17 protein-coding genes are annotated in these 20,289 nt (G+C 68.7%); 13 read left to right on the forward strand and 4 right to left on the reverse strand.

Annotation, left to right across the window (positions count from 1 at the left end; genetic code table 11):
- The first annotated feature begins 21 nt into the window (after positions 1-21).
- From rpsH to map, 9 genes are all read left to right on the forward strand, one after another.
- The gene (gene rpsH, locus ON19_RS04765; protein ID WP_039795549.1) at positions 22-420 is read left to right on the forward strand and encodes a 30S ribosomal protein S8; all 399 of its coding nucleotides are present in this window, start codon (positions 22-24) and stop codon (positions 418-420) included.
- A gap of 14 nt (positions 421-434) precedes the next feature.
- Positions 435-974, forward strand: a complete 540-nt coding sequence (rplF, locus tag ON19_RS04770; RefSeq protein ID WP_043687380.1) for a 50S ribosomal protein L6 — start codon at positions 435-437, stop codon at positions 972-974.
- 2 nt (positions 975-976) lie between these two features.
- On the forward strand, positions 977-1,384 hold the full coding sequence (gene rplR, locus ON19_RS04775; protein ID WP_051168539.1) for a 50S ribosomal protein L18: 408 nt from the start codon (positions 977-979) through the stop codon (positions 1,382-1,384).
- A 31-nt stretch (positions 1,385-1,415) separates the two neighbouring features.
- Positions 1,416-2,075: a 30S ribosomal protein S5 gene (gene rpsE, locus ON19_RS04780; protein ID WP_043687383.1), complete on the forward strand. Its 660-nt coding sequence runs from the start codon at positions 1,416-1,418 to the stop codon at positions 2,073-2,075.
- A complete protein-coding gene (gene rpmD / locus ON19_RS04785) occupies positions 2,075-2,254 on the forward strand; it encodes a 50S ribosomal protein L30 (RefSeq protein ID WP_043687386.1) in 180 nt (59 codons plus the stop codon). The genes rpsE and rpmD overlap by 1 nt, the downstream gene beginning before the upstream one ends.
- 1 nt (position 2,255) lies before the next feature.
- Positions 2,256-2,699, forward strand: coding sequence for a 50S ribosomal protein L15 (gene rplO, locus ON19_RS04790; protein WP_051168540.1), 444 nt, complete (start codon positions 2,256-2,258; stop codon positions 2,697-2,699).
- 171 nt (positions 2,700-2,870) lie between these two features.
- Complete coding sequence (gene secY / locus ON19_RS04795) at positions 2,871-4,193, forward strand: preprotein translocase subunit SecY (RefSeq protein ID WP_043687389.1); 1,323 nt, start codon at positions 2,871-2,873, stop codon at positions 4,191-4,193.
- Positions 4,190-4,735 carry an adenylate kinase gene (locus tag ON19_RS04800; RefSeq protein WP_043687391.1) on the forward strand — a complete coding sequence of 182 codons (546 nt, stop codon included), beginning with the start codon at positions 4,190-4,192 and terminating at the stop codon, positions 4,733-4,735. Before secY ends, ON19_RS04800 begins: the two co-directional genes overlap by 4 nt.
- A gap of 30 nt (positions 4,736-4,765) precedes the next feature.
- Positions 4,766-5,563 carry a type I methionyl aminopeptidase gene (gene map / locus ON19_RS04805; protein WP_043687395.1) on the forward strand — a complete coding sequence of 266 codons (798 nt, stop codon included), beginning with the start codon at positions 4,766-4,768 and terminating at the stop codon, positions 5,561-5,563.
- Between the two features lie 447 nt (positions 5,564-6,010).
- On the opposite strand, the gene ON19_RS04810 is transcribed toward map, so the two are convergent.
- The 4 genes from ON19_RS04810 to ON19_RS04825 all read right to left on the reverse strand — a co-directional run bounded on the left by ON19_RS04810 (position 6,011) and on the right by ON19_RS04825 (position 9,613).
- Positions 6,011-6,811: a class I SAM-dependent methyltransferase gene (locus tag ON19_RS04810; protein ID WP_051168541.1), complete on the reverse strand. Its 801-nt coding sequence runs from the start codon at positions 6,809-6,811 to the stop codon at positions 6,011-6,013.
- Positions 6,812-6,847: 36 nt separating this feature from the next.
- Entirely contained in the window at positions 6,848-7,276 is a 429-nt protein-coding gene (locus ON19_RS04815) for a DUF4254 domain-containing protein (protein ID WP_043687399.1), read from the reverse strand.
- A complete protein-coding gene (locus ON19_RS04820; RefSeq protein ID WP_043687402.1) occupies positions 7,273-7,731 on the reverse strand; it encodes a hypothetical protein in 459 nt (152 codons plus the stop codon). Before ON19_RS04820 ends, ON19_RS04815 begins: the two co-directional genes overlap by 4 nt.
- A 358-nt stretch (positions 7,732-8,089) precedes the next feature.
- Positions 8,090-9,613: a hypothetical protein gene (locus tag ON19_RS04825; protein WP_227954470.1), complete on the reverse strand. Its 1,524-nt coding sequence runs from the start codon at positions 9,611-9,613 to the stop codon at positions 8,090-8,092.
- Between the two features lie 166 nt (positions 9,614-9,779).
- Between ON19_RS04825 and dtd the strand changes: the two genes are divergently transcribed.
- The 4 genes from dtd to ON19_RS04845 all read left to right on the forward strand — a co-directional run.
- Positions 9,780-10,223 (forward strand): D-aminoacyl-tRNA deacylase, encoded by a 444-nt coding sequence (gene dtd / locus ON19_RS04830; protein WP_043687410.1) that lies wholly within the window; start codon positions 9,780-9,782, stop codon positions 10,221-10,223.
- Positions 10,224-10,427: 204 nt separating this feature from the next.
- Entirely contained in the window at positions 10,428-10,751 is a 324-nt protein-coding gene (locus tag ON19_RS04835) for a hypothetical protein (protein ID WP_043687414.1), read from the forward strand.
- Between the two features lie 17 nt (positions 10,752-10,768).
- On the forward strand, positions 10,769-11,269 hold the full coding sequence (locus ON19_RS04840) for a YbaB/EbfC family nucleoid-associated protein (protein WP_043687417.1): 501 nt from the start codon (positions 10,769-10,771) through the stop codon (positions 11,267-11,269).
- 37 nt (positions 11,270-11,306) lie between these two features.
- The coding region (locus ON19_RS04845; protein ID WP_043687420.1) for a WXG100-like domain-containing protein at positions 11,307-20,289 on the forward strand (8,983 nt) is incomplete at its 3' end.

The following is a 20,289-nucleotide window of genomic DNA, read 5'->3' on the forward strand; positions in this document are numbered from 1 at the left end:
GAAAGGTGTCTAGGTCGAACCATGACCATGACTGATCCGATCGCAGACTTCCTGACGCGTCTGCGCAACGCCAACTCGGCGTACCACGATCAGGTGAAGGCTCCGCACTCGAAGCTCAAGGCGAACATCGCCGAGATCCTCAAGCGTGAGGGCTACATCGCCGATTACCGGACCGAGGACGCACAGGTGGGCAAGACGCTCATCGTCGACCTCAAGTACGGCCCGAGCCGTGAGCGCAGCCTCGCCGGCGTGCGCCGTGTCTCCAAGCCCGGTCTGCGCGTGTACGCGAAATCCACCAACCTGCCCAAGGTGCTCGGCGGCCTCGGCGTGGCGATCATCTCCACGTCCTCCGGCCTGTTGACCGACAAGCAGGCGGCCAAGCAGGGCGTGGGCGGCGAAGTCCTCGCCTACGTCTGGTAAGGGAGGTCAGGACAATGTCGCGTATTGGTAAGAAGCCCATCGCAATCCCGGCCGGTGTCGATGTCGCCATCGACGGCCAGGACGTCTCGGTGAAGGGGCCCAAGGGCGCCCTGTCGCTCACCATCGCCGAGCCGATCACTGTCGCCAAGGGCGAGGACGGCCAGCTCGAGGTCGTTCGCCCGGACGACGAGCGCCGCAGCCGCGCTCTGCACGGCCTGACCCGCACCCTTGTGTCGAACATGATCGTCGGTGTGACCCAGGGCTACGAGAAGAAGATGGAAATCTTCGGCGTCGGTTACCGCGTCGCGCTGAAGGGCCAGAACCTCGAGTTCGCCCTCGGCTACAGCCACCCGGTGCCGATCGAGGCGCCCGAGGGCATCACTTTTGCGGTGGAATCGCCCACCAAGTTCTCCGTGTCCGGAATCGACAAGCAGAAGGTCGGCCAGATTTCGGCGGTCATCCACGGCCTGCGCAAGCCCGACCCGTACAAGGGCAAGGGCATCCGCTACGCCGGCGAGGTCGTTCGCCGCAAGGTCGGAAAGACGGGTAAGTGATCATGGCGCAAACCGAAAACCAGAAGGCCAAGCGCATCCCCCTGGGCAAGGACGTGTCGACGCAGCGTCGCCTGTCGAAGACGCGCCGTCACTTCCGCCTGCGCAAGAAGGTGGAAGGCACCACCGAGCGTCCGCGCCTGGTGGTCAACCGCTCCTCGCGGCACCTGCACGCGCAGCTGGTGGACGACTCCATCGGCAAGACCATCGCCGCCGCCTCGACCATCGAGGCCGACGTGCGCGCGCTGGACGGCGACAAGTCGGCCAAGAGCAAGAAGGTCGGCGCACTGCTCGCCGAGCGGGCCAAGGCCGCCGGTGTCGAGGCCGTCGTGTTCGACCGTGGTGGGCACGACTACCACGGCCGGATCGCCGCACTGGCCGATGCCGCTCGCGAAGGTGGGTTGAAATTCTGATGATCGATAACAAGAACGGAAGGAACGTCTGATGCCGGGACGTCAGAGGCGTGACGGCGGAAGCGGACCCGCCGGACAGAATGGCAGCGCCCCCGAGGGCGGCCGCGGCGACCGTCGCGGTGGTGGCGACCGTCGGGGCGGCGGCGACCGTCGCGACAGCGCCGCGGAGAAGAACCAACTCGAGCGCGTCGTCGCGATCAACCGCGTCTCCAAGGTCGTGAAGGGTGGTCGGCGCTTCAGCTTCACCGCCCTGGTGATCGTCGGTGACGGCAACGGTCTGGTCGGCGTCGGCTACGGCAAGGCCAAGGAAGTTCCCGCGGCCATCCAGAAGGGCGTCGAAGAGGCTCGCAAGAACTTCTTCCGCGTCCCGATGATCGGCTCCACCATCGTGCACCCGGTTCAGGGTGAGGCGGCCGCCGGTGTGGTCATGCTGCGTCCGGCCTCGCCGGGTACCGGTGTGATCGCCGGTGGCGCGGCTCGTGCCGTGCTGGAATGCGCCGGTATCCACGACATTCTGGCGAAGTCGCTCGGTAGCGACAACGCCATCAACGTCGTGCACGCGACTGTTACTGCCCTCAAGCAGCTGCAGCGTCCCGAAGAGGTCGCGGCTCGCCGTGGCCTGCCGCTCGAGGACGTCGCTCCTGCCGGCATGCTGCGTGCGCGCGCTCAGGCTGCCGGAGGTGTCAAGTAATGGCAGATCTCAAGGTGACCCAGATCAAGAGCTCGATCGGCGCCAAGAAGAATCAGCGGGACAGCCTTCGGACCCTGGGTCTGCGCGGTATCCGCAAGACCGTGGTCCGCGAGGACAACCCCCAGAACCGCGGGCTGATCAACGTCGTGCGCCACCTCGTGACCGTTGAGGAGGTCTGACATGACCATCAAGTTGCACCACCTGCGTCCGGCTCCCGGCGCCAAGACCGAAAAGATCCGCGTGGGTCGCGGTGAGGGCTCCAAGGGCAAGACCGCGGGCCGTGGTACCAAGGGCACCAAGGCACGCAAGAACGTGCCTGCCGCCTTCGAGGGCGGGCAGATGCCGCTGCACATGCGGCTGCCCAAGCTCAAGGGCTTCACGAACCCGTTCCGCACGGAATACCAGGTCGTGAACGTCGGCGCCATCGCGAAGCTGTTCCCCGAGGGCGGCGAGGTCGGCAAGGCCGAGCTCGTGGCGGCCGGCGCGGTTCGCAAGAACCAGCTGGTCAAGGTCCTCGGCGATGGTGAGATCGGCGTCGCGGTCCAGGTGACCGTGGACAAGGTCACCGGCTCGGCGAAAGAGAAGATCACCGCCGCCGGTGGCACCGTCACCGAGCTGGGCTGACGGTACTCTGCATTACAGCGGCACCGGACGAGTGAAGGCTCGTCCGGTGCCACTGTTAGAGTTCAATTGTTGTCTGCCAAGCCTCGTCGTGGTTTTCGGCGTCCCTTCTATGTCGAGCAGGGACATCGCTGAACATCCATGTCATGACCATGTCGTTCGCCAGGAGGATCAGTGCTTTCCGCCTTCGTATCGGCCTTCCGGACTCCGGACTTACGGCGGAAGATTCTCTTCACGCTGGGGTTGATCGCGTTGTACCGGCTGGGTGCTTCGCTGCCGTCCCCCGGCGTCGACTACCAGGCGGTCCAGGAGTGTATCGACCTGGTCTCCGGCGGTGAGTCCGCCGGCATATATCAGCTGATCAACCTGTTCTCCGGTGGTGCGTTGCTGCAGCTGTCGGTCTTCGCGATCGGCATCATGCCCTACATCACCGCGAGCATCATCATCCAGCTGCTCACGGTCGTCATCCCGCGGTTCGAGGAACTGCGCAAGGAAGGCCAATCCGGCCAGACCAAGATGACGCAGTACACCAGATACCTGTCGATAGCCTTGGCGATCCTGCAGGCCACCGGTCTGGTCGCACTGGCGGCCCGCGACCAGCTGCTGCAGGGCTGCCAGCAGGACATCCTGGCCGACACCAGCATCTTCGGCATGATCATCATCGTGCTCGTGATGACCGCGGGCGCGGCGCTGGTGATGTGGTTCGGCGAGCAGATCACCGAGCGCGGCATCGGCAACGGCATGTCGCTGCTGATCTTCGCCGGTATCGCCGCCCGCATCCCGACCGAGGGCAAGGCCATCCTGGACAGCCGGGGCGGTCTGGTGTTCGGCCTGGTCTGTGTCGCCGCGCTGGCGATCGTCGCGGCCGTGATCTTCGTCGAGCAGGGCCAGCGCCGGATTCCGGTCCAGTACGCCAAGCGCGTGGTCGGCCGGAAGATGTACGGCGGCTCCTCGACCTACCTGCCGCTGAAGGTGAACCAGGCGGGTGTCATCCCGGTCATCTTCGCCTCGTCGCTGCTGTATCTGCCGAACCTGGTGGCGCAGCTGACGGGATCGCAGAACAACCCGGACCCGAGCTGGTGGCAGGAAATCATCGCGAAGTATCTGGTGAACCCGGGCAACCCGGTGTACATCGCCATCTACTTCGGTCTGATCGTGTTCTTCACCTACTTCTACGTCGCGATCACCTTCAACCCGGAGGAGCGCGCCGACGAGATGAAGAAGTTCGGTGGCTTCATTCCGGGCTACCGCCCCGGTAAGCCGACCGCCGATTACCTCAACTTCGTCCTGAGCCGTATCACCCTCCCCGGCTCGATCTATCTCGGTCTGGTCGCTGTGCTGCCGAACCTGTTCCTCGATATCGGTGCTTCCGGTGGCGTCCAGAACCTCCCGTTCGGCGGTACCGCGGTGCTGATCATGGTGAGCGTCGGTTTGGACACGGTGAAGCAGATCGAGAGCCAGCTGATGAATCGAAATTACGAAGGGTTCCTCAAGTGAGAGTTGTACTGCTCGGTCCGCCGGGCGCCGGTAAAGGCACCCAGGCTGTCCTGCTGTCGGAGAAGCTCGGCGTTCCGCACATCTCCACCGGGGACCTGTTCCGCGCGAATATCAGCCAGCAGACCCCGCTGGGCCGTGAGGCGCAGAAGTACATGGACGCGGGCGACCTGGTGCCCAGCGACGTGACCAATCGGATGGTGGAGGCGCGGGTCAACGAGCCCGACGCCGCCAACGGGTTCGTACTCGACGGATACCCGCGCACGGTCGACCAGGCCGACGCGCTGGAGAAGATCCTCAAGGACATGAACACCAAGCTCGACGCCGTGCTGCGCTTCGTCGTGCCGGAGGACACCGTGGTCGAGCGGATGCTCGCCCGCGGCCGTACCGATGACAACGAGGGCGTGATCCGCAACCGGCTGCGGGTGTACCGGGAGGAGACCGAGCCGCTGCTCGACCACTACGACGGCTTGGTCGTCTCGGTGGACGGTGTCGGCGAGGTCGACGACGTCAACGCGCGGGCGCTGCGCGCGCTGGGCCACTGAGCCGGTTCGCGATGGAGCGCTGAGGCCGGGATGGTCTTCAACCGTAAGAAGAAGGTCGTGCCGTTCCGGACGGCAGGCGAACTGGATGCCATGGCGGCGGCCGGCGCGATCGTCGGCCGCGCCTTGGTGGCGGTGCGCGCGGCCGCCAAACCGGGAGTGTCCACCCTGGAACTGGACGAGGTTGCCGAGCAGGTGATCCGGGACGCGGGCGCGGTGCCGTCGTTCAAGGGTTACCACGGCTTCCCCGCGTCCATCTGCGCGTCGGTGAACGATCGCGTGGTGCACGGGATCCCGACCGCCGAGGAGATCCTCACCGAGGGCGATCTGGTCTCCATCGACTGCGGGGCGATTCTCGACGGCTGGCACGGTGACTCGGCGTGGACGTTCGGCGTCGGCACGATCATCGAGGCCGACCGGCTGCTCAGCGTGGCGACCGAGCTGTCGATGGAAGCGGGTATCGCGGCGATGCTGCCGGGTAACCGGCTCACCGACGTCTCGCATGCCATCGAGCTGGGCACCCGGGCAGCCGAGCAGGAGCACGGGCGCGCCTACGGCATCGTCGACGGTTACGGTGGGCACGGCATCGGCCGCGAGATGCACCTCGACCCGTTCCTCGCCAACGAGGGCGAACCGGGCAAGGGGCCGAAACTCGTGGTGGGGTCGGTGCTCGCGATCGAGCCGATGCTCACACTCGGCACCACCCAGACCAAGGTGCTCGACGACGACTGGACCGTGGTCACCGTGGACGGCAGCCGTGCGGCACATTGGGAGCACACCGTCGCGGTCACCGAGGACGGGCCGCGGATCCTGACGCTGCGTCCGGAGTAGCGCACGGCGGGTGCGCGGCCGTCGGGCCGTCCGGTTCGGCAACACTGCGCGGCGAGGAAACGAGCCGCACCGACGCCAGGGTTCCTGGTCGATTTCGCCGCGTGTCCGCGTGTCGACACCATGCGTCGACACGACCACCGGGCGATACCCAGCTTTCGCTGGATCGGTGACGTCATTCCTTGCACCCGCGTCCTGCGTGTTCAGCCGAAGCGGTGAGCCCGGGGCGGTGCCCGTGCGGGATGGAACGGTTACTTTTCTCCTTGGTTCGATACTGTTCTGAACGATGCTGTCAGCGTATGGCCGGGCGGGTAGCGCAGACGTGAGTAGGCCGCTACTCGAATTGGCTTGGCACGCGCCGCAGTTCGTGACGGTCGGGCCTGTCCGCCGTCTCGACCTGAGTGAGGGGAAGCGTCGTGGCCTGGGGATTCGGTCTGCGTAAGTAGCCGCTCAGTCGGCGGCGCGCAGTGTGGATCGCAGTGCCAAAGTTACGAGGGGCAGGTCGAATTCGCCTCTGGCGGTCTCCGGCCTACCGCGCAGATAGCGCATGATCCGGCCGAGCACTTCGGCCCGCTCCTCGGGCGAGATCACCAGCGTGTGCGATTGCGTGCCGATCGTCGCGGTGAGGGACTCGGCGGTGCGCCGGTGCCGGTGCGGGAATGTCGACCGTTCGACTTCGTGCTTGTCGAACAGCGGGTGGGTAGGAAGCTCGATCTGTCCGCTCGGAGGCAGGGCCGTGGACACGCTGGATTCGGCGACCTGCTTGAGCCCCGCCACCCAATCCACCGAGCTGTCGTCGGTGTTCCACAAGGCCGCGAGAACGCCGCCGGGCCGCAGCACCCGGACGAACTCCGGATAGGCACGGTCGAGGTCGAACCAGTGGAACGCCTGCCCGGCGACGATCGCGTCCACCGAAGCGTCCGCGAGCGGAATGACCTCGGCCGCACCGGCATGCGCGGTGACGCCCGGGAACCGGCGGGTCAGCTCGGCGCGCATGTGCTCGTCCGGTTCGACGGCGATCACCGTCGCGCCGACTTCGAGCAGGCCCTGGGTGAGCTTGCCCGTTCCGGCGCCGAGGTCGAGAACGGTGAGCGGCCGGCGGTCGGCGACGGCGGCCAGCGCCCATCGGATGGCCGCGGCAGGATAGTCGGGACGATGTTCGGCGTACGCGGCGGCGTGAGCGCCGAACGAACTCGCCCTGCCGGCGTGCAGGGCGAACTTTTCGTCGTCGTGCTCGGCCGGACTCCCCATACGTCCAACTCTACGGAGGGGGAGCCGCGACGGAACCTACGATGCGCCGGGAAGTCTGCGCACGCCCGCGCAGACCTCGGCGGCCAGGTCGTCGTAGCCGACGGCCAGCTCGGCCAAGCGCTGCCAGGCGTCCCACAGATCCCATTCCGAGGCGCTGGCCAGCGCCGCGTAGGCGTTCGCGGTGAACTGGGCCAGACGGTCGATCACCGCGCCGACCGTCTCGGTGTGCACGTGCGCCGCACCGTGCGCGGGCGGCAATTGCACCGTGATCCAGCGATCGATGTCGCGAATCAGGCCGGCACGCAACGCATCGATCTCGTCGAGCGAATCGTGAGCGGCGCTGAGCCTGCGCTCGTGCAGGGTGGTGAGTTCGTGCGCGCCGCGCAGCAGCGGGTTGGTCTCTTGCAGTTCACCTCGACAAGCTTGCAGTACCTGATGTTTCGCGGGCAGGGCCCCGGTCGTCATCGCCTACCCGTTCTCGTGCAGGACCGGACGGTGTCGACGATGGACGAGCCGGACGGGCGGAAACCGTTCTGCGGAGCCACGATCCAGTGCCGGTAGCCCGCGTCGGCATCGACGGGGGACGGCAGGGCGATCTCACCGCCGCTGGGCACGATCGAGACGTTCAGGCGGAACAGCTCGGCGAACAGCCGGACGTCGTCGGGTAGATCGGGGCGGGTCAGAAAGGTCCACCGTTTGGACCGGACGTGCGAGACGATCGGACCCAGCCCGATTCGGCGCTGGGTGAGATCGTCGCGAACCTTCTGCCCCAACGCGGCGGGCATCGTGATCGCGCCGACGAATCCGGCGCGGACGACGATTCGGCCGAGTTCCGGATGAACTCCGGCGGGCAGATCGCAGTTGTGTCGATAGTAGGCGCATCGGGCGGTCGGGGTGTCCGCCAACGCCAGTTGGTCCATGGGGCCCTCGGGTAGCTTCGTTCGACTTTTTCCAAGCCGCCCGGCCGGTGCTGCGGCATCAGTGCTGTGATCCGGTACACCGTGCGGGCGTTGTCTCAGTAGAGCACTCCATGGAAGAGATCAAACATTCCGTTCAATTAGTTCTCGAGAAATTCGTTTGCCTGCTGGTTACCGGTGGGTGCGGTAACCAGCACGATTCGATGGACCGCTCCGTGTTCACTTCGGCAGACGTATTCCTGGTCAACTGACCTGTGTGGATGCGGAGGCGGGAACGGAGGAGATTTTGTTCACCGCCTCGCAACCATGCGTGCTACCTTGCCGCAAATCTGTCCTGCGACAGGGGCGTCCCGGCCGGGCCTCAGGGCGTCGTGCGGAAGAACAGGACGCGATCGCCGTGCTCGGACAACGGCGTGTCGACACTGATCTGGCGCAGGCCACAGTCCGGCAGATAGGTGAGGTTGGCGAACACTTTCGTGTTACCGAAGGCCGCGCGCAGTTTGGTCTCGGTGGCCCGGTCGGGGTTGTACAACGCCAGCGTCTCGAAGTCCAAAGGCGCGAGCGGCTTGTCGAGCGGAGCCTGCCCGGCCGGACGGCCGAGCGCCGCGTACTGGGTGGCCGCGCCCCGTTCGTACCAGCACAGCTCGTAGGCCACGTTCTCGGTGACCGTGATGGCCGCGACCGGCCAGTCCTGGGACAGGCGCAGGGCCAGCGGGTTTTTCGCCACCGGCGTGAGTTCCCAGTTCAGGCTCATGACCGTCACCCAGCCGCCGTAGGGCTGATCGATCAGCACGATGTCGTCGCCGAGGGTGGTCGAGGTGTTCAGTTCGGGTTCGCGGCTCTTCCACTTCGAGTCGTTCGTACCGAGGTAGCTCTCGCGGTCGAGGGGGTAGGCGTCGTCGACGGCATAGGCAGCGATGATCGCGGCGCGTACCTGGGCAATGGCGTCCCGTTCCGGCAGGTACACGCTCAGCGCGCCGAAGGTGGAGCCGATCTGCACGGGCGTCGCCGGTTGATCCTGCTCGGTGCCGGGAGCCAGCGGTCGCAGGCCGACCAGCGCCAGCTTCCAGTTGATCTCCTCGACGGTGGACAGGTCGCCGGAGGATTTGAACATCACCTGCTGCTGGGTGAGCCGTCCCGCCTGTTCCAGCGTGCGGCAGCCCAGTTCGACCAATGCCCGGTGCGACTTCGGAGTGAGGTCCAGGTCCTGGACGCCGCACGCGCGCAACCGGATCGACATACTGGTCGAGGTGAACGCGGCGTACCGCTCTCGGTACATGGCGATGGCCTGCTTGCGCGACCGGCCGACCATGAGCGTGCGCAGCAGCGTGCTCAGGCTGGCCAGGTATTTACCGGACAGTTCCGGATTGGCCGCGGCCAGGCCGGCGCGGATGCGGGCCGCCTCCTCGGTCGCGGCTACCGCGGCGTCCTGGTCCAGCCTGCCCAGCCACACACCGCACTTGGACAGACCGTCGGCGCACGGCCCGGCGACCTCCGGATGGTCCCGCGCGACCTGGCGGTAGACGTCGCAAGCGCGGCGGATCGTCGTGGTGGCCAGTTCCCTGCGGCCGCTGTGCCGTGCCGCCTGCTCGAACGAGCGCAGCGCGTCGTTCAACTCGCCCGCCAAGCGGGCGGTCAGCACCTGGCCCCTGGACAGCAGGCGCAGGCGGATCGCCACCGCCTCCTCGGCAGGCGCCAGCGCCTCCCTGGTGCGGTCGCGCGTCGAGCCGTTGGTCTTGGTGGCTATCAACCCCTTGGCGAGTTCGCCGAGCGAGGTGGCCAAGCGCAAGTCGGATTCGACCGTACGGTCGAGCGCCGCATACCGATCCGCCGCGATCTGACGCTCCATCGCGTCCAGATCCATCGCGCTCCTCGTTTCCAGCATGATCCTCCGCCACCGCGCGGCAACCGCGCTACGCATCCTTCTGCGCACCGAGTTTGTCATGGTTGCCGCCCGCGCGCACCTGTATCCGGCCGGGCTGACCGGGCTGTGCGGCGGGCGGCCACCCGTCCGGCCACCCGTGCCGGCCCGGAAGGCATGATCGAGGGTTGTGCGAGCCCTATTGCAGCGCGTGAGTTCGGCCCAGGTCACCGTCGACGGCCAGGTCGTCGGCCGGATCGATCCGGCCGCCCGCGGGATCCCGCACGGCCTGGTCGCGCTGGTCGGCGTGACGCACTCCGACACCGAGGCGACCGCGAAGGCGCTGGCCGACAAGGTTTGGCGGCTACGCATCCTCGACAGTGAGCGTTCGGCCGCGGATCTGAACGCGCCGATCCTGGTGGTGAGTCAGTTCACCCTGTACGCGGACACGAAGAAGGGCAGGCGCCCGTCCTGGTCCGCGGCCGCTCCCGGGGCGATCGCCGAACCCCTCGTCGACATGTTCGCGGACGCGTTGCGCGAACTCGGCGCAACCGTCGCCACCGGGCGGTTCGGTGCGCACATGCGGATCGACTTGGTGAACGACGGCCCGGTGACCGTCATGCTGGAGTTGTGAGTCCTCACGTTGTAGCTCCGAGCCGGTGTCTTGCCCCGAAAATTGGGGGCACCGGCGAGATCTGGTGACTCGGACCGTGCCCCACCTGGTGCGGCGTCTGCCCGCAAGCGCCGAGGAAGTTCCCGTTCACGTTGGCGTCACTGGTGATTAGTCATCCGGTGTTACCGTGGCTGGGAAGGAGTCGAGGGTGGAGGAGCGGACGCGATGGCGGACAATGTCGAATTCGATGAGCATCTGTTCCGCAAGGCGGCCCGGAAGACGGGGCATGTGCAGGACCGGGTCAACGGCATCATCGACAGGCTGAGCACGTCGATCGCCGCGCGGGGAAATTGCTGGGGCGACGATACTATCGGCCGCAATTTCGCCAACGGTCCCGACGGCCAAGGTGGTTACACCACCACTCGGGACAACCTGATCTCGGGCGCTCGCAACGTCGCAGGCACATTCGAGAACTTCAGCGAAGGACAGACCGAGACCGCCGACCTGCTGCGCGACATGGAGCACGGCAACCGCGACGGCATCCGCTGAGCCCGGGGTTACCGACCATGACGAACGAGCAAGCCAAGGCGGACCTGGCCGACATCCTCGACGGCGTCCAGGAGCAGATGCGGATCATCGCCCGGTTGCAGCAGGAGCGCGCCGAACTCACCGGCCGCGCGACGGTGCGCGGTAAGCGGGTGACGGTGATCGTGAACGCCGACAACACGGTCATCGACACCCAGTTCGGGCCGAACATCGAGGAGCTGAGCTACGCCGAGATCGCCAAGGCGATCACCGAGGCCGCCCAGCAGGCCAGCGCCGATGTGGCCCGCAAGACACGGGATCTGATGGCTCCCTTGGACACCCATCGGGCACGGATGCCGAAGCTGTCCGACCTGGTCGAGGGCATGCCCGACCTGCGCGCACCGGAGCCGGTGCCCGCGCCGACGGCGCCGCCGAACGCGCGCGAGCGCAGGGAGTTCTCCGACGGCAGCGGCATGCGCTTCACCGATACCGAGACCGTAGAACGCGATCGTGGTGGATCGGTCACCGATTCGAGCTGGTGAACTCGGTAGCCGGACCGGGCGAACGAGGTAGCTGCCCATGGCCATCGAGCTGCCTGCCGCACTGAAGTACCTCGAGCCGATCGTCGGCATGGAGTGGCCCGAGGGCAACGAGGACCAGATGTGGGGCCTGGGCGGGGACTGGCGTACCGCCGCGTCCGAGTTGCGCTCGGTGATCCCCGATATCCAGGCGGCCAAGAGCGCGTCGATGACCGCCTATCCCTCGGGCGACGGCTACGAGGAGATGGTCAAGGCCTTCGACAGCTTCCTGACCTTCAGCGGCAGCAATCCGCAAGAGGACCAGACGCTGTCGAAGCTGGCCGACTACTTCAAGGAGATCGGCGACGGCGCCTACGACGTCGGCACCGAGATCGAGTACGGCAAGCTGATGTACTGGTCGTCGCTGGCGTTGCTGGCGGCCGAGCTAGCGGCGTCGTTCTTCTCCGGTCCGTTCAAGCCCGCGGTGGACGCGGCGGCGATCGCGCTCACCCGGATCGCGGTCCGGCTCATCGGCCAGCGGTTGGTGCAGGCGGTGATTCAGCGGGTCGGGCGGATCGTCGCGAACCGGTTCGTGCGGTTCGTGCTCCGGCACATGGCGATCGACACGATCCTCGGCACCATGCAGGAACTGGGCGTGCAGGCCTACCAGGTGGACCAGGGGCACCGCAAGAACATCAACGTCGAACAGGTCATCGTGACCGCCGTCAGCTCCGCGGCGGGTGGCGCCGCGGCCGGACCGCTCGGCGAGAAGGTGGGCGATGCGCTGACCCGGAGGTTCGGTCCGGACTTCAATCCGTTCCTGCGCGGCGCGATCACGGGGACAACGGCGGGATTGGCCGGTGCGGGAGCGGGTTTCGTGGCCGCGACCGCGACGCAGTTCGGGTTCGACGTGGCCACGGACGGGTTGGACAAGGCGCTGCAGAACCTGGGGAACACCCCGGTCGACTGGCGGATGTTCACCGCGGGCGCCTCCAACGGCGCGATGACCAGCGTCGCCAAGGTCGGTTCCGCGCAGATGTGGAACAAGATCATGCCGACCACGATGAGCCGCCCGGATCTGGGAACTCGCCTGGACACTCTCTTCGCCGACGTGGGCGGTCCGCGAGTGGGTTTCCGGCCCGACGGTGCGGGAACGCCCGGTGCGGGCGACGGCAGCGGCCTGGCTCCCGGTGCCGGGGCGCAGAACCCCGCCGGTACCTCTAGCAGTCCGGGGGCGTCGAACGGCACGGGCGCTCCCCGCGCCGGAATGCCCGCCGCGGCCGGGAACGGCACGAATACCTCGACGAGCCCCGCCAGTTCGGACACGTCGCGTACCGGCACCGCCGATGACACTGCTTCGTCTGGCGGGGACCAGGTTTCGAACGCGGACTCCGATGGGGCGCGGTCGGACGGGAACCAGGCGGCGCGCAACGGTGAGCCCGACTCGGCGCAAGCGTCCGGTGAGTCCGGTGCCTCCGGCGAACGTGCGTCGTCGGGTGAGCGTGCGTCGTCCGGGGAGCAGTCCTCGTCGGGTGAGCGGTCCGCAGCGGGTGAGCAGTCTTCGTCGGGTGAGCGTGCGTCGTCCGACACCGGCGCGGGACTCGCCGACGAAGGAAGGCACGACCGCCAGGCTGGTGCCGACCGGTCCGAGGAACCGAATATCTCTGCGGGACAGCAGGATAGCGCCGTGGCGGGCGATCCGGCGGGCACGCAACGCGGCACCGTCGACGGCGTGCAGAACCCGGAGACGCGGTCGTCGTCGGACACGGCGCCGACCGGCGCGACACCGGTCGCGGGCGCTCCGCTGACCGGCCCGGCGGCGACACCGCCCGCCGGGCCGACCACCACGAGTGCGCCTCCGTCGAGCGGTGTGGCGCCGGGGGCCACATCCGCGTCGCCCGCTTCGCCCGGATCGAGCGACGCGCGGACCGCGCCGTCCGCGGACCCGCGCACCCAAGCTGCCACGACGGACGACGGGGCTCGCAAGGCGCCCGTCGACCGGGCTCGGGCCGGTGTCGCGGACCGCACCGCCGCGACCGGTGACAGGGCCGCGGTGCAGGCGGGCAAAGCCGACTCCGAGGCGCCGCGAGCCGAATCCAGGCGCGAAACCGGTGAGACTCGGCAGGTCGGGGATAGTCGGCCCTCGGGTGAGACGCGACCGACGGGTGAGACGCGACCGACGGGTGAGACGCGACCGACGGATGAGACGCGACCGACGGATGAGACGCGACCGACGGATGAGGCCCGGCCGACGAGTGAGACGCTGCCGATCGGTGAGGCCCGGCCGATCGGTGAGGCCCGGCCGATCGGTGAGGCCCGGCCGACCGGTGAGACCCGGCCGACCGGTGAGACCCGGTCGACCGGTGAGACGCTTCCTACGGGTGAGGCCCGGCCGACCGGTGAGACCCGGTCGACCGGTGAGACGCTTCCTACGGGTGAGACGCGGCCGACCGGTGAGACTCGGTCGACGGGTGAGACGCGGCCGACCGGCGAGACCCGGTCGACGGGTGAGACCCGGCCGAATGGTGAGGCGCGCCAGGCTGGTGCGGACCGGTCCGAGGGGGAGACGTCGCGATCTCGCGATACTCCCGAGTCCGAAGACAGCCGCCGCGAGGACGCCGAGCCGGTCCTGTTGCCGCTCGCCGGTGACTCCGGCGATTCCAGGACGGCGCGCCGACCAGGTCCCGACTCCAGTGGCCCGGGTCGCAGGGATTCCGACGAGACCACCCGGAACGATCCGGAACCGGATGAACCACAGCAGGATCCGAGTAACCGCGGGGAATGCGCCCGGCTCTCGCTCGAGGAGATCCAGCAGGCCACCGGAAGCGACACCATCCGGCCGCCGGACGAACCGGTCGGCGAGGGGGGCATGTCGCTGCGCGACATCCAGCAGGCCGCGGGCGGACGCCTGTGGGACTACCCGGACGGCGGGCCGGACCAGTCCCGTCATCAGGGCGTCGCCGATGAACTGCTGCGCATGGCCGCGGGGATGGATCCGCGCGATGTCGCCGAAGGCCGTGGCCCGCGCGCCCTCGTGGTGGACGAATACGCCGGCCCGGTGGACGAGCACGGAGTCGGCGCCCACGCCTACACCCTGACCGTGCGCATGAACCCGGACACCGGCGAATTCCGCATCGAGGTTTCCGATCCGCAGGCGGAGATCCGCAGGGGCTTCCCGCCGGACGCGCCCGCGGAACTCCGGGCGGTGTCGGCGATCCTGTTCGACGGACAGGGCAAGGCGGTGCCGCCCAGCGGGTCCGACCCGAGGGTGCGACCGACCGACGACCGCCCGATCTACGGCCGCGACGGCGAGATCGCCGGTCGGCGCAGTGACGAGACGCCGAAGCAGTTCCGGGCGCGGATGCGGGCCGAGATGGCCGACATGCACTCACGGCGGGAAGCTGAGCAGGCGCGGCGCCTACGTGACCTGGTGGACCGCATCGATGATTCGGATCTGCCGGAAGGAGTGACGAAACGGTCGTTGCGGCTGCGGGCATCGCAGGCGGAATGGCATGCCCGCGAGCACCGCAAGAATGCCGACACCTGGTGGCGTGTCGCCGGTGGGCGGTCCGCCGACGATGCTCCGATACCGCCGCGTTCGCCGTCCGACCCGGCGCCGGATCCGGCGCGCTCTCGGGACGGCTCGAACCCGCCGGAGCCGACACGGATTCCGCCGGGCGACCGCGACCCGGCCGCCCAGGACGAGACGCGGCGAGCGTCCGATCCGGTGCCGCCGCGCGACGCCGACGACGTGCCGGAGCCGGGCGATCGGAGGGTGGCGCCGCTGGACCGCAACGGTTCGGTGGACGAGGACACAGCGCAGCCCCAGCGCGCCCGGACACTCGACGAGACACCGGACTTCCTCGGTGAGTCCGACGAGGCCGAGCACCGGTCGGAGCACGGAGCAGGCGACGACGTTCCGGCCGGCATGTACCGCGACGCCGACGGACTGCTGCACAAGCTCGGCGATCCCCCCGACTCCTACCGAGATCCCGACGGCACATGGCATCACCGGGACGACGCCCCGGACACCTACCGCGACGACACCTTCCGGCTACGCGACGCGCTGAACAATGAATTCCTCCCCGATCATCTGACGAAGCGGCCCTACCGGTTCCTGGCCGATCCCGGACCCGAGGACTCGTACGCGGTGGTCGATGAGGTGATCGCCGGTCGGATCGCGAAGGTGGTCACCGAGCGGGCGACGATACAGAGCCAACGCGACACAGCCAATGACGCGGTCAAGCGGCACATGGCGGAGTTCGGGATCAAGAAGATCAGCGATCTGGCCGAGGAAAAGCTCCAGCCGCGAGTGCAGGCTCTGGAGACCGCGATCCTGGAGTCGTCGCTGAGCGATGCGGAGAAACTGGCCAAGCTGGATCGCCTTGCCGAGATGGAGCGCAACGCCGCGGAGTTCAACCGGCTCGGTCCGTTGCTGGTGAACGCGTCGAAGACGCTCGGCGAGCTGGGCGGCAAGGCGTTCGCGCTCGACGCGGACAAGCGGCCGGGCGCGGTGCTGCTGTCGCCTTTCGTCGGCGCGATCGATGGCGCCGATACCGTCGACATCGCGGTGCTGGTCCCCGGTGTGGACGGTGGGCCGCCCAAGCTGGTGGTGATCGAGGCCAAGGGTGTCGGTTCGCAGCTCGGCGGCTCCAAAGTCGCCGAGGCGCAGCAGGGTTCGCCGGAGTATCTGCGCCGCACGGCCGCGATCGATAAGAATCTGCGGCGAATTCTGACCGAGACGCCGGAGCAGATGCTCGCGCGCGGCGTCGATCCGGACAGTGCCGAGGGGCGAGCGCTGCTGCGGGCTCGTGAAGAACTGCTCGCGGCGCATCGGGACGGCACGCTGGAGGTCGAATACCACCTGGTGCACGTCGCCAAGAACGGGGACGTGACCGTCAGCGAGTTCAATCTCGAACGCGACGGTGTGCTCGTGCGGATCGATGTCATCGGCGGCATCGAATCGCCCGCGCTGGTGCGGACGCCGAATCAGATGCCGCCCGCCGCCGCCCCGGCCCGCGATGCGAATGCCGCCGCTCCAGCCCGCGATGCGAATGCCGCCGCTCCAGCCCGTGACGCGAACGCCGCCGCCCCGGCCCGTGACGCGAACGCCGCCGCCCCGGCCCGTGACGCGAACGCCGCCGCCCCGGCCCGTGACGCGAACGCCGCCGCCCCGGCCCGTGACGCGAACGCCGCCGCCCCGGCCCGTGACGCGAACGCCGCCGCTCCGGCACGTGACGCCGACCCAGCCCCTGATGCCGACGAATCGGCTCTTCCCCGGCAGGACGGGGACAGCGACGCGGCGGCCGCTCGCGACGCCGAGCTGCTCGGTGTACCGGGCGAGGACGACTGGTCGCGTCTGAATCCGGAAGAGGTCGGTGCGCGGTTGCAGGAGCACCTGCGCACCGAGATGCGCAATCCCGACTTCGAAGTCTTCGGGTTCGATCTGCCCGGTCTCAATCCCGAGGTGGTGCGGGAATACGCCAGGGCGATGGTCGATCTGGTGGACCGGTTTCCGAGCGCCGACCTGCGCAGCATCGGGATCGGTGGTTTGCCGCCCCAAGTGATCGGCATGGCACAGCCGCGGCTGGACGCCTCCGGCCGAATGTTCACCGAGTCGATCATCCTCAGCTACGACCATGCGACCGGTGCGCAGACCTTCCGCGACCGGATGCAGCTCGGAGTCGACAACGGCCGCTTCTCGCCGGAGGTGCTGCGGCGTCCGGTGCGGGCCGTGGTGGCGCACGAATACGGGCACGCGCTGGATTACGCGAGTCAGCAGAGCGCTCGTCATCGGGCCGAGGAATACCTCTACCAGCGCTATCGGGACGACGACACCCGCCCCCCGGATCTCGGTTTCGAGGACTGGCTGCACCAGCTCAGCGGCCACAGCTTCGACCGCGACGGCAATCTCCGGCCGGAGGAGGCGCTTCCCGAGGCGTTCGCCGATCACGTGCTCCGTGGCGACGATGATGGACCCGCGAGCGCTCCCGCCCGTGCGCTGCACGACCTGCTGACCCGTCTGGCCGCCGCGCCGCCGGACACGGGTGACGCGCCCTTGTCGCTCGAGCCCGACCACGTCGACCTGCCGAGCGATGGACGTAATGGTCCGCCGCGGGCCACTCCCGCACCCGACGAGCCGGAAGGTGGTCCGGAGCCGGGCGACCGCAAGTTTGCGCCATCGGCCCGCAACGATTCCGACGACGAGGCGGCGAAACCCCCGCAGACCTCCGCCGCGGACGGTGGGTCGAACAAGCCGCCCGCCGATCCGCCCGCTCGTACGCCGGACGAACCGGATGACGGCGCGAACAACCGCGACGAGTCGGCGGCGAACGAGCCGTACCAGGTACAGGTGTGGCCGCCGCCCGAACAGGGTGGCGAGGGCACGGACCGGACGAACGGTGACGAGCCGTCGAACGAGGACGGTGCGCGGCAACCGGGCGATGTCGAGGCGGCCACGGAATGGGCGAACCGCGAGTACGACCGGATGCTGGCCGAACGTCACCGGCTCACCCGCGAAATGGAGTTCTGGCAGGCCAAGCGCGACGACCGGATCACCAGGCTGATGGACGTCGCCGATCCGGAACGGGCCCTCGGCACGCGCGAATCGCTGGCCGACACGATGCGGCGGCTGGACGAGGCGGCCACCCGCCGGACGGTCGACATCGCTCCGCTGGGCGAGGACGCCGGCAGGCAGGTCAGCGAACAGCGCTCGGCCGCCGATCGCGCGCGGCGGCTGCGGGATCTGAACAAGCTGGAGGAGGCCGCCCAGCACGTCATCCAGTTGCGCGAGCGGATCGCGGTCGTAGACAGTCAGCTCCGAGAACTGGTCCGCGACGGCGCCGTCGAGGGCAGGCCGCTGCTGGCGGAGACCCTGACCGAGCAGCATCGAGCGGCCGCCGAGCGCGCCCGCGAGCTGCTGCGGATCAAACCGCGGCGCGGCATGCGGGACGATCTGGCCCAGCGGCTCGGCTCGGTAGACGAGCAGGGGATGGTCGATGAGGCCGCCCTGGGCCCGGATCGGTTGGCCGAGACTGTCGAACGGCTCGGGGCCGATCATCCCGACCGGTCCGGCGAGATCGGCATGCTCGACGAGGTGGCCCGTGAGGTCAACGAGGCGCACAACCGGATCGGCCGGATCCAGGATCGGATGGCACAGCTCGCGGGTGCCGGGCACCGGGACATCGAGGCCGCCGGGCGCCGGATGGAGACCGACTGGGTCGGCGTGGTCGACGGCGACCCGCCCCGGATCATCGTCTACGGTCCACGGGAACCGTTGGCGCCCTCGATCGATCGGGGCATGAGCGACCACGATCTGGCGCTGCAGCACGCCCTGCACACCTCCGAAGCCGTGGTGCGCGCGATGATGCGGCCCGACGTCACGGTGGAGTACCGCCGGGTCACCTCCAACCGGGTCGGCGACTGGACGATCGATGGTGACCTGGCCGGGCCGCAGCTTCGTCACGTGGGCGGCAGCTTCGGGGCGAGAGACCGGGGTACGCCGCCGCGCGGCCTGGACATGGCGATGTGGCGGGCCGCGAACGGGGAGTGGCAGCAGGTCGATCCGTCCCGGCCGGACTGGCAGCAGAACCGTCGGGGGGTGGCCGAGCACGACTACAAGGATCGCGACCTGCCGGAAGGCGTCAGCAGCTGGGCCGTGGACCAGATCCAGGCGACGGTGCACGACTGGCTCGCCGACCCGCCGCCGCCCGACCCGACGCCGCGTGGTCCGAACAGCCCCCCGCCGCCGGAGCCGGTGAACCAGGATCTGCTGCCGCACATCGTGGGTGGCGGATCACCGGTCAACCCGAACAGCGTCCCCACCTACGAAATGCCGTTCGCGGACGCGATCTCGCAGGTGATGCGGGTGATCATCGAGACGGCGAAGCTATCGGGTTTCACCTGGTTCGCCGATCGGGACAACCCGGGCCGGCTCCGCCCGGGCTTCAAGGGCCATCCGTGGTTCCGCGCACCGAAGTCCGAGCACCAGCCGTTCGTCCGTCCCGTCGAGGCGGACGACGTCACCGACGACCGGGGCACCCCGGAGCAGTTGCGCGATCGGGCGCGGCAGCGGCGCGAGGACTGGGCTCGCGTCCAGCGCTGGACCGACGAGCAGTACCAGCGTTTCCTCGCTGACGCCGACGACGTGGACCGGATCGCGGAGCGGGTGCGCGAGCAGCACCAGCGGGAGCGCGACGCGGCCGCGCGGGAGGTCATCGATGTGCTCCGTCGCCGCGTGCTGCCGCATGCCGCGCTCGACCCGACGGGCGACCTGGACGCGCAGCTGGCCCGGCTGCGGGACGCCATCGACGTGGCGGACTCGGTACTGGAGCGGCAGTTCGACGGCTCGCTCGATACGGAGCAGCGTCGGCGAATCCTCGGCGACATCGTCGACATGATGGTCGAGGGTGCGGACGCCGATGCCCTGCGCGCCGCCCTGAACGACCACATGCGCACGCGGACGCCCGATCTCACCGCCGACGACCTGCGGCAGATCAAGAAGCTGCTGATGGAGGACGAGCTGTTGATGCTCGATCCGGACACCGGCCAGCTCGAGTGGCGGCAACTCGATCGGCTGGCCCATGTCGCCGAGGCGTGGGGCCGGCTCGCCGACGGCGATCCCTTGCCCGAGGACTTCCGGCTCGTCACCGACGCGCACGCGTGGTCGGAGCTGGCGCGCAGGTTCCGCGAGGAGAGCGACTACAACGTCACGTGGCACGAGATCTACGAGGCCGTAGCGCGGCTCGAGGGGCCGCACTGGGACGATCGGCGCCCACCGCTGTCGGATTGGCGCGCCGATATCCCGTATGCGCCACCGCTGCCCGCCCATCTGGCCGACGCGCCGCAACCGGAAAGCTCTGCCGCGCAGCGGCGTCCGGGTGCGGAGCCGGTGCGGGATCCGGTGCTGGAGGGCATGCTCACCGAGCTCGAGGCGACGGTCGAGCGGATGCGTCAGATGGACGCGGAGTGGGAAGCCGCGTCCCACCCTGGGCCGAAGTCGCCGGACGAGTCGGGCGTGCGGCCGGATTCGGATGCCGAGCCGG

Source organism: Nocardia abscessus NBRC 100374, assembly GCF_000308455.1.
GTDB classification, from domain to species: Bacteria; Actinomycetota; Actinomycetes; order Mycobacteriales; family Mycobacteriaceae; genus Nocardia; species Nocardia abscessus.

What these genes read in the sequence shown, in the direction of transcription:
- ON19_RS04810 (WP_051168541.1), bottom strand. Translation starts at nt 6,811, where the DNA reads ATGGGGAGTCCGGCCGAGCACGACGACGAAAAGTTCGCCCTGCACGCC.
- rplO (WP_051168540.1), top strand. Translation starts at nt 2,256, where the DNA reads ATGACCATCAAGTTGCACCACCTGCGTCCGGCTCCCGGCGCCAAGACC.
- ON19_RS04835 (WP_043687414.1), top strand. Translation starts at nt 10,428, where the DNA reads ATGGCGGACAATGTCGAATTCGATGAGCATCTGTTCCGCAAGGCGGCC.
- rplF (WP_043687380.1), top strand. Translation starts at nt 435, where the DNA reads ATGTCGCGTATTGGTAAGAAGCCCATCGCAATCCCGGCCGGTGTCGAT.
- rpmD (WP_043687386.1), top strand. Translation starts at nt 2,075, where the DNA reads ATGGCAGATCTCAAGGTGACCCAGATCAAGAGCTCGATCGGCGCCAAG.
- ON19_RS04825 (WP_227954470.1), bottom strand. Translation starts at nt 9,613, where the DNA reads ATGCTGGAAACGAGGAGCGCGATGGATCTGGACGCGATGGAGCGTCAG.
- ON19_RS04840 (WP_043687417.1), top strand. Translation starts at nt 10,769, where the DNA reads ATGACGAACGAGCAAGCCAAGGCGGACCTGGCCGACATCCTCGACGGC.
- rpsE (WP_043687383.1), top strand. Translation starts at nt 1,416, where the DNA reads ATGCCGGGACGTCAGAGGCGTGACGGCGGAAGCGGACCCGCCGGACAG.
- ON19_RS04815 (WP_043687399.1), bottom strand. Translation starts at nt 7,276, where the DNA reads ATGACGACCGGGGCCCTGCCCGCGAAACATCAGGTACTGCAAGCTTGT.
- ON19_RS04820 (WP_043687402.1), bottom strand. Translation starts at nt 7,731, where the DNA reads ATGGACCAACTGGCGTTGGCGGACACCCCGACCGCCCGATGCGCCTAC.
- rplR (WP_051168539.1), top strand. Translation starts at nt 977, where the DNA reads ATGGCGCAAACCGAAAACCAGAAGGCCAAGCGCATCCCCCTGGGCAAG.
- map (WP_043687395.1), top strand. Translation starts at nt 4,766, where the DNA reads ATGGTCTTCAACCGTAAGAAGAAGGTCGTGCCGTTCCGGACGGCAGGC.
- rpsH (WP_039795549.1), top strand. Translation starts at nt 22, where the DNA reads ATGACCATGACTGATCCGATCGCAGACTTCCTGACGCGTCTGCGCAAC.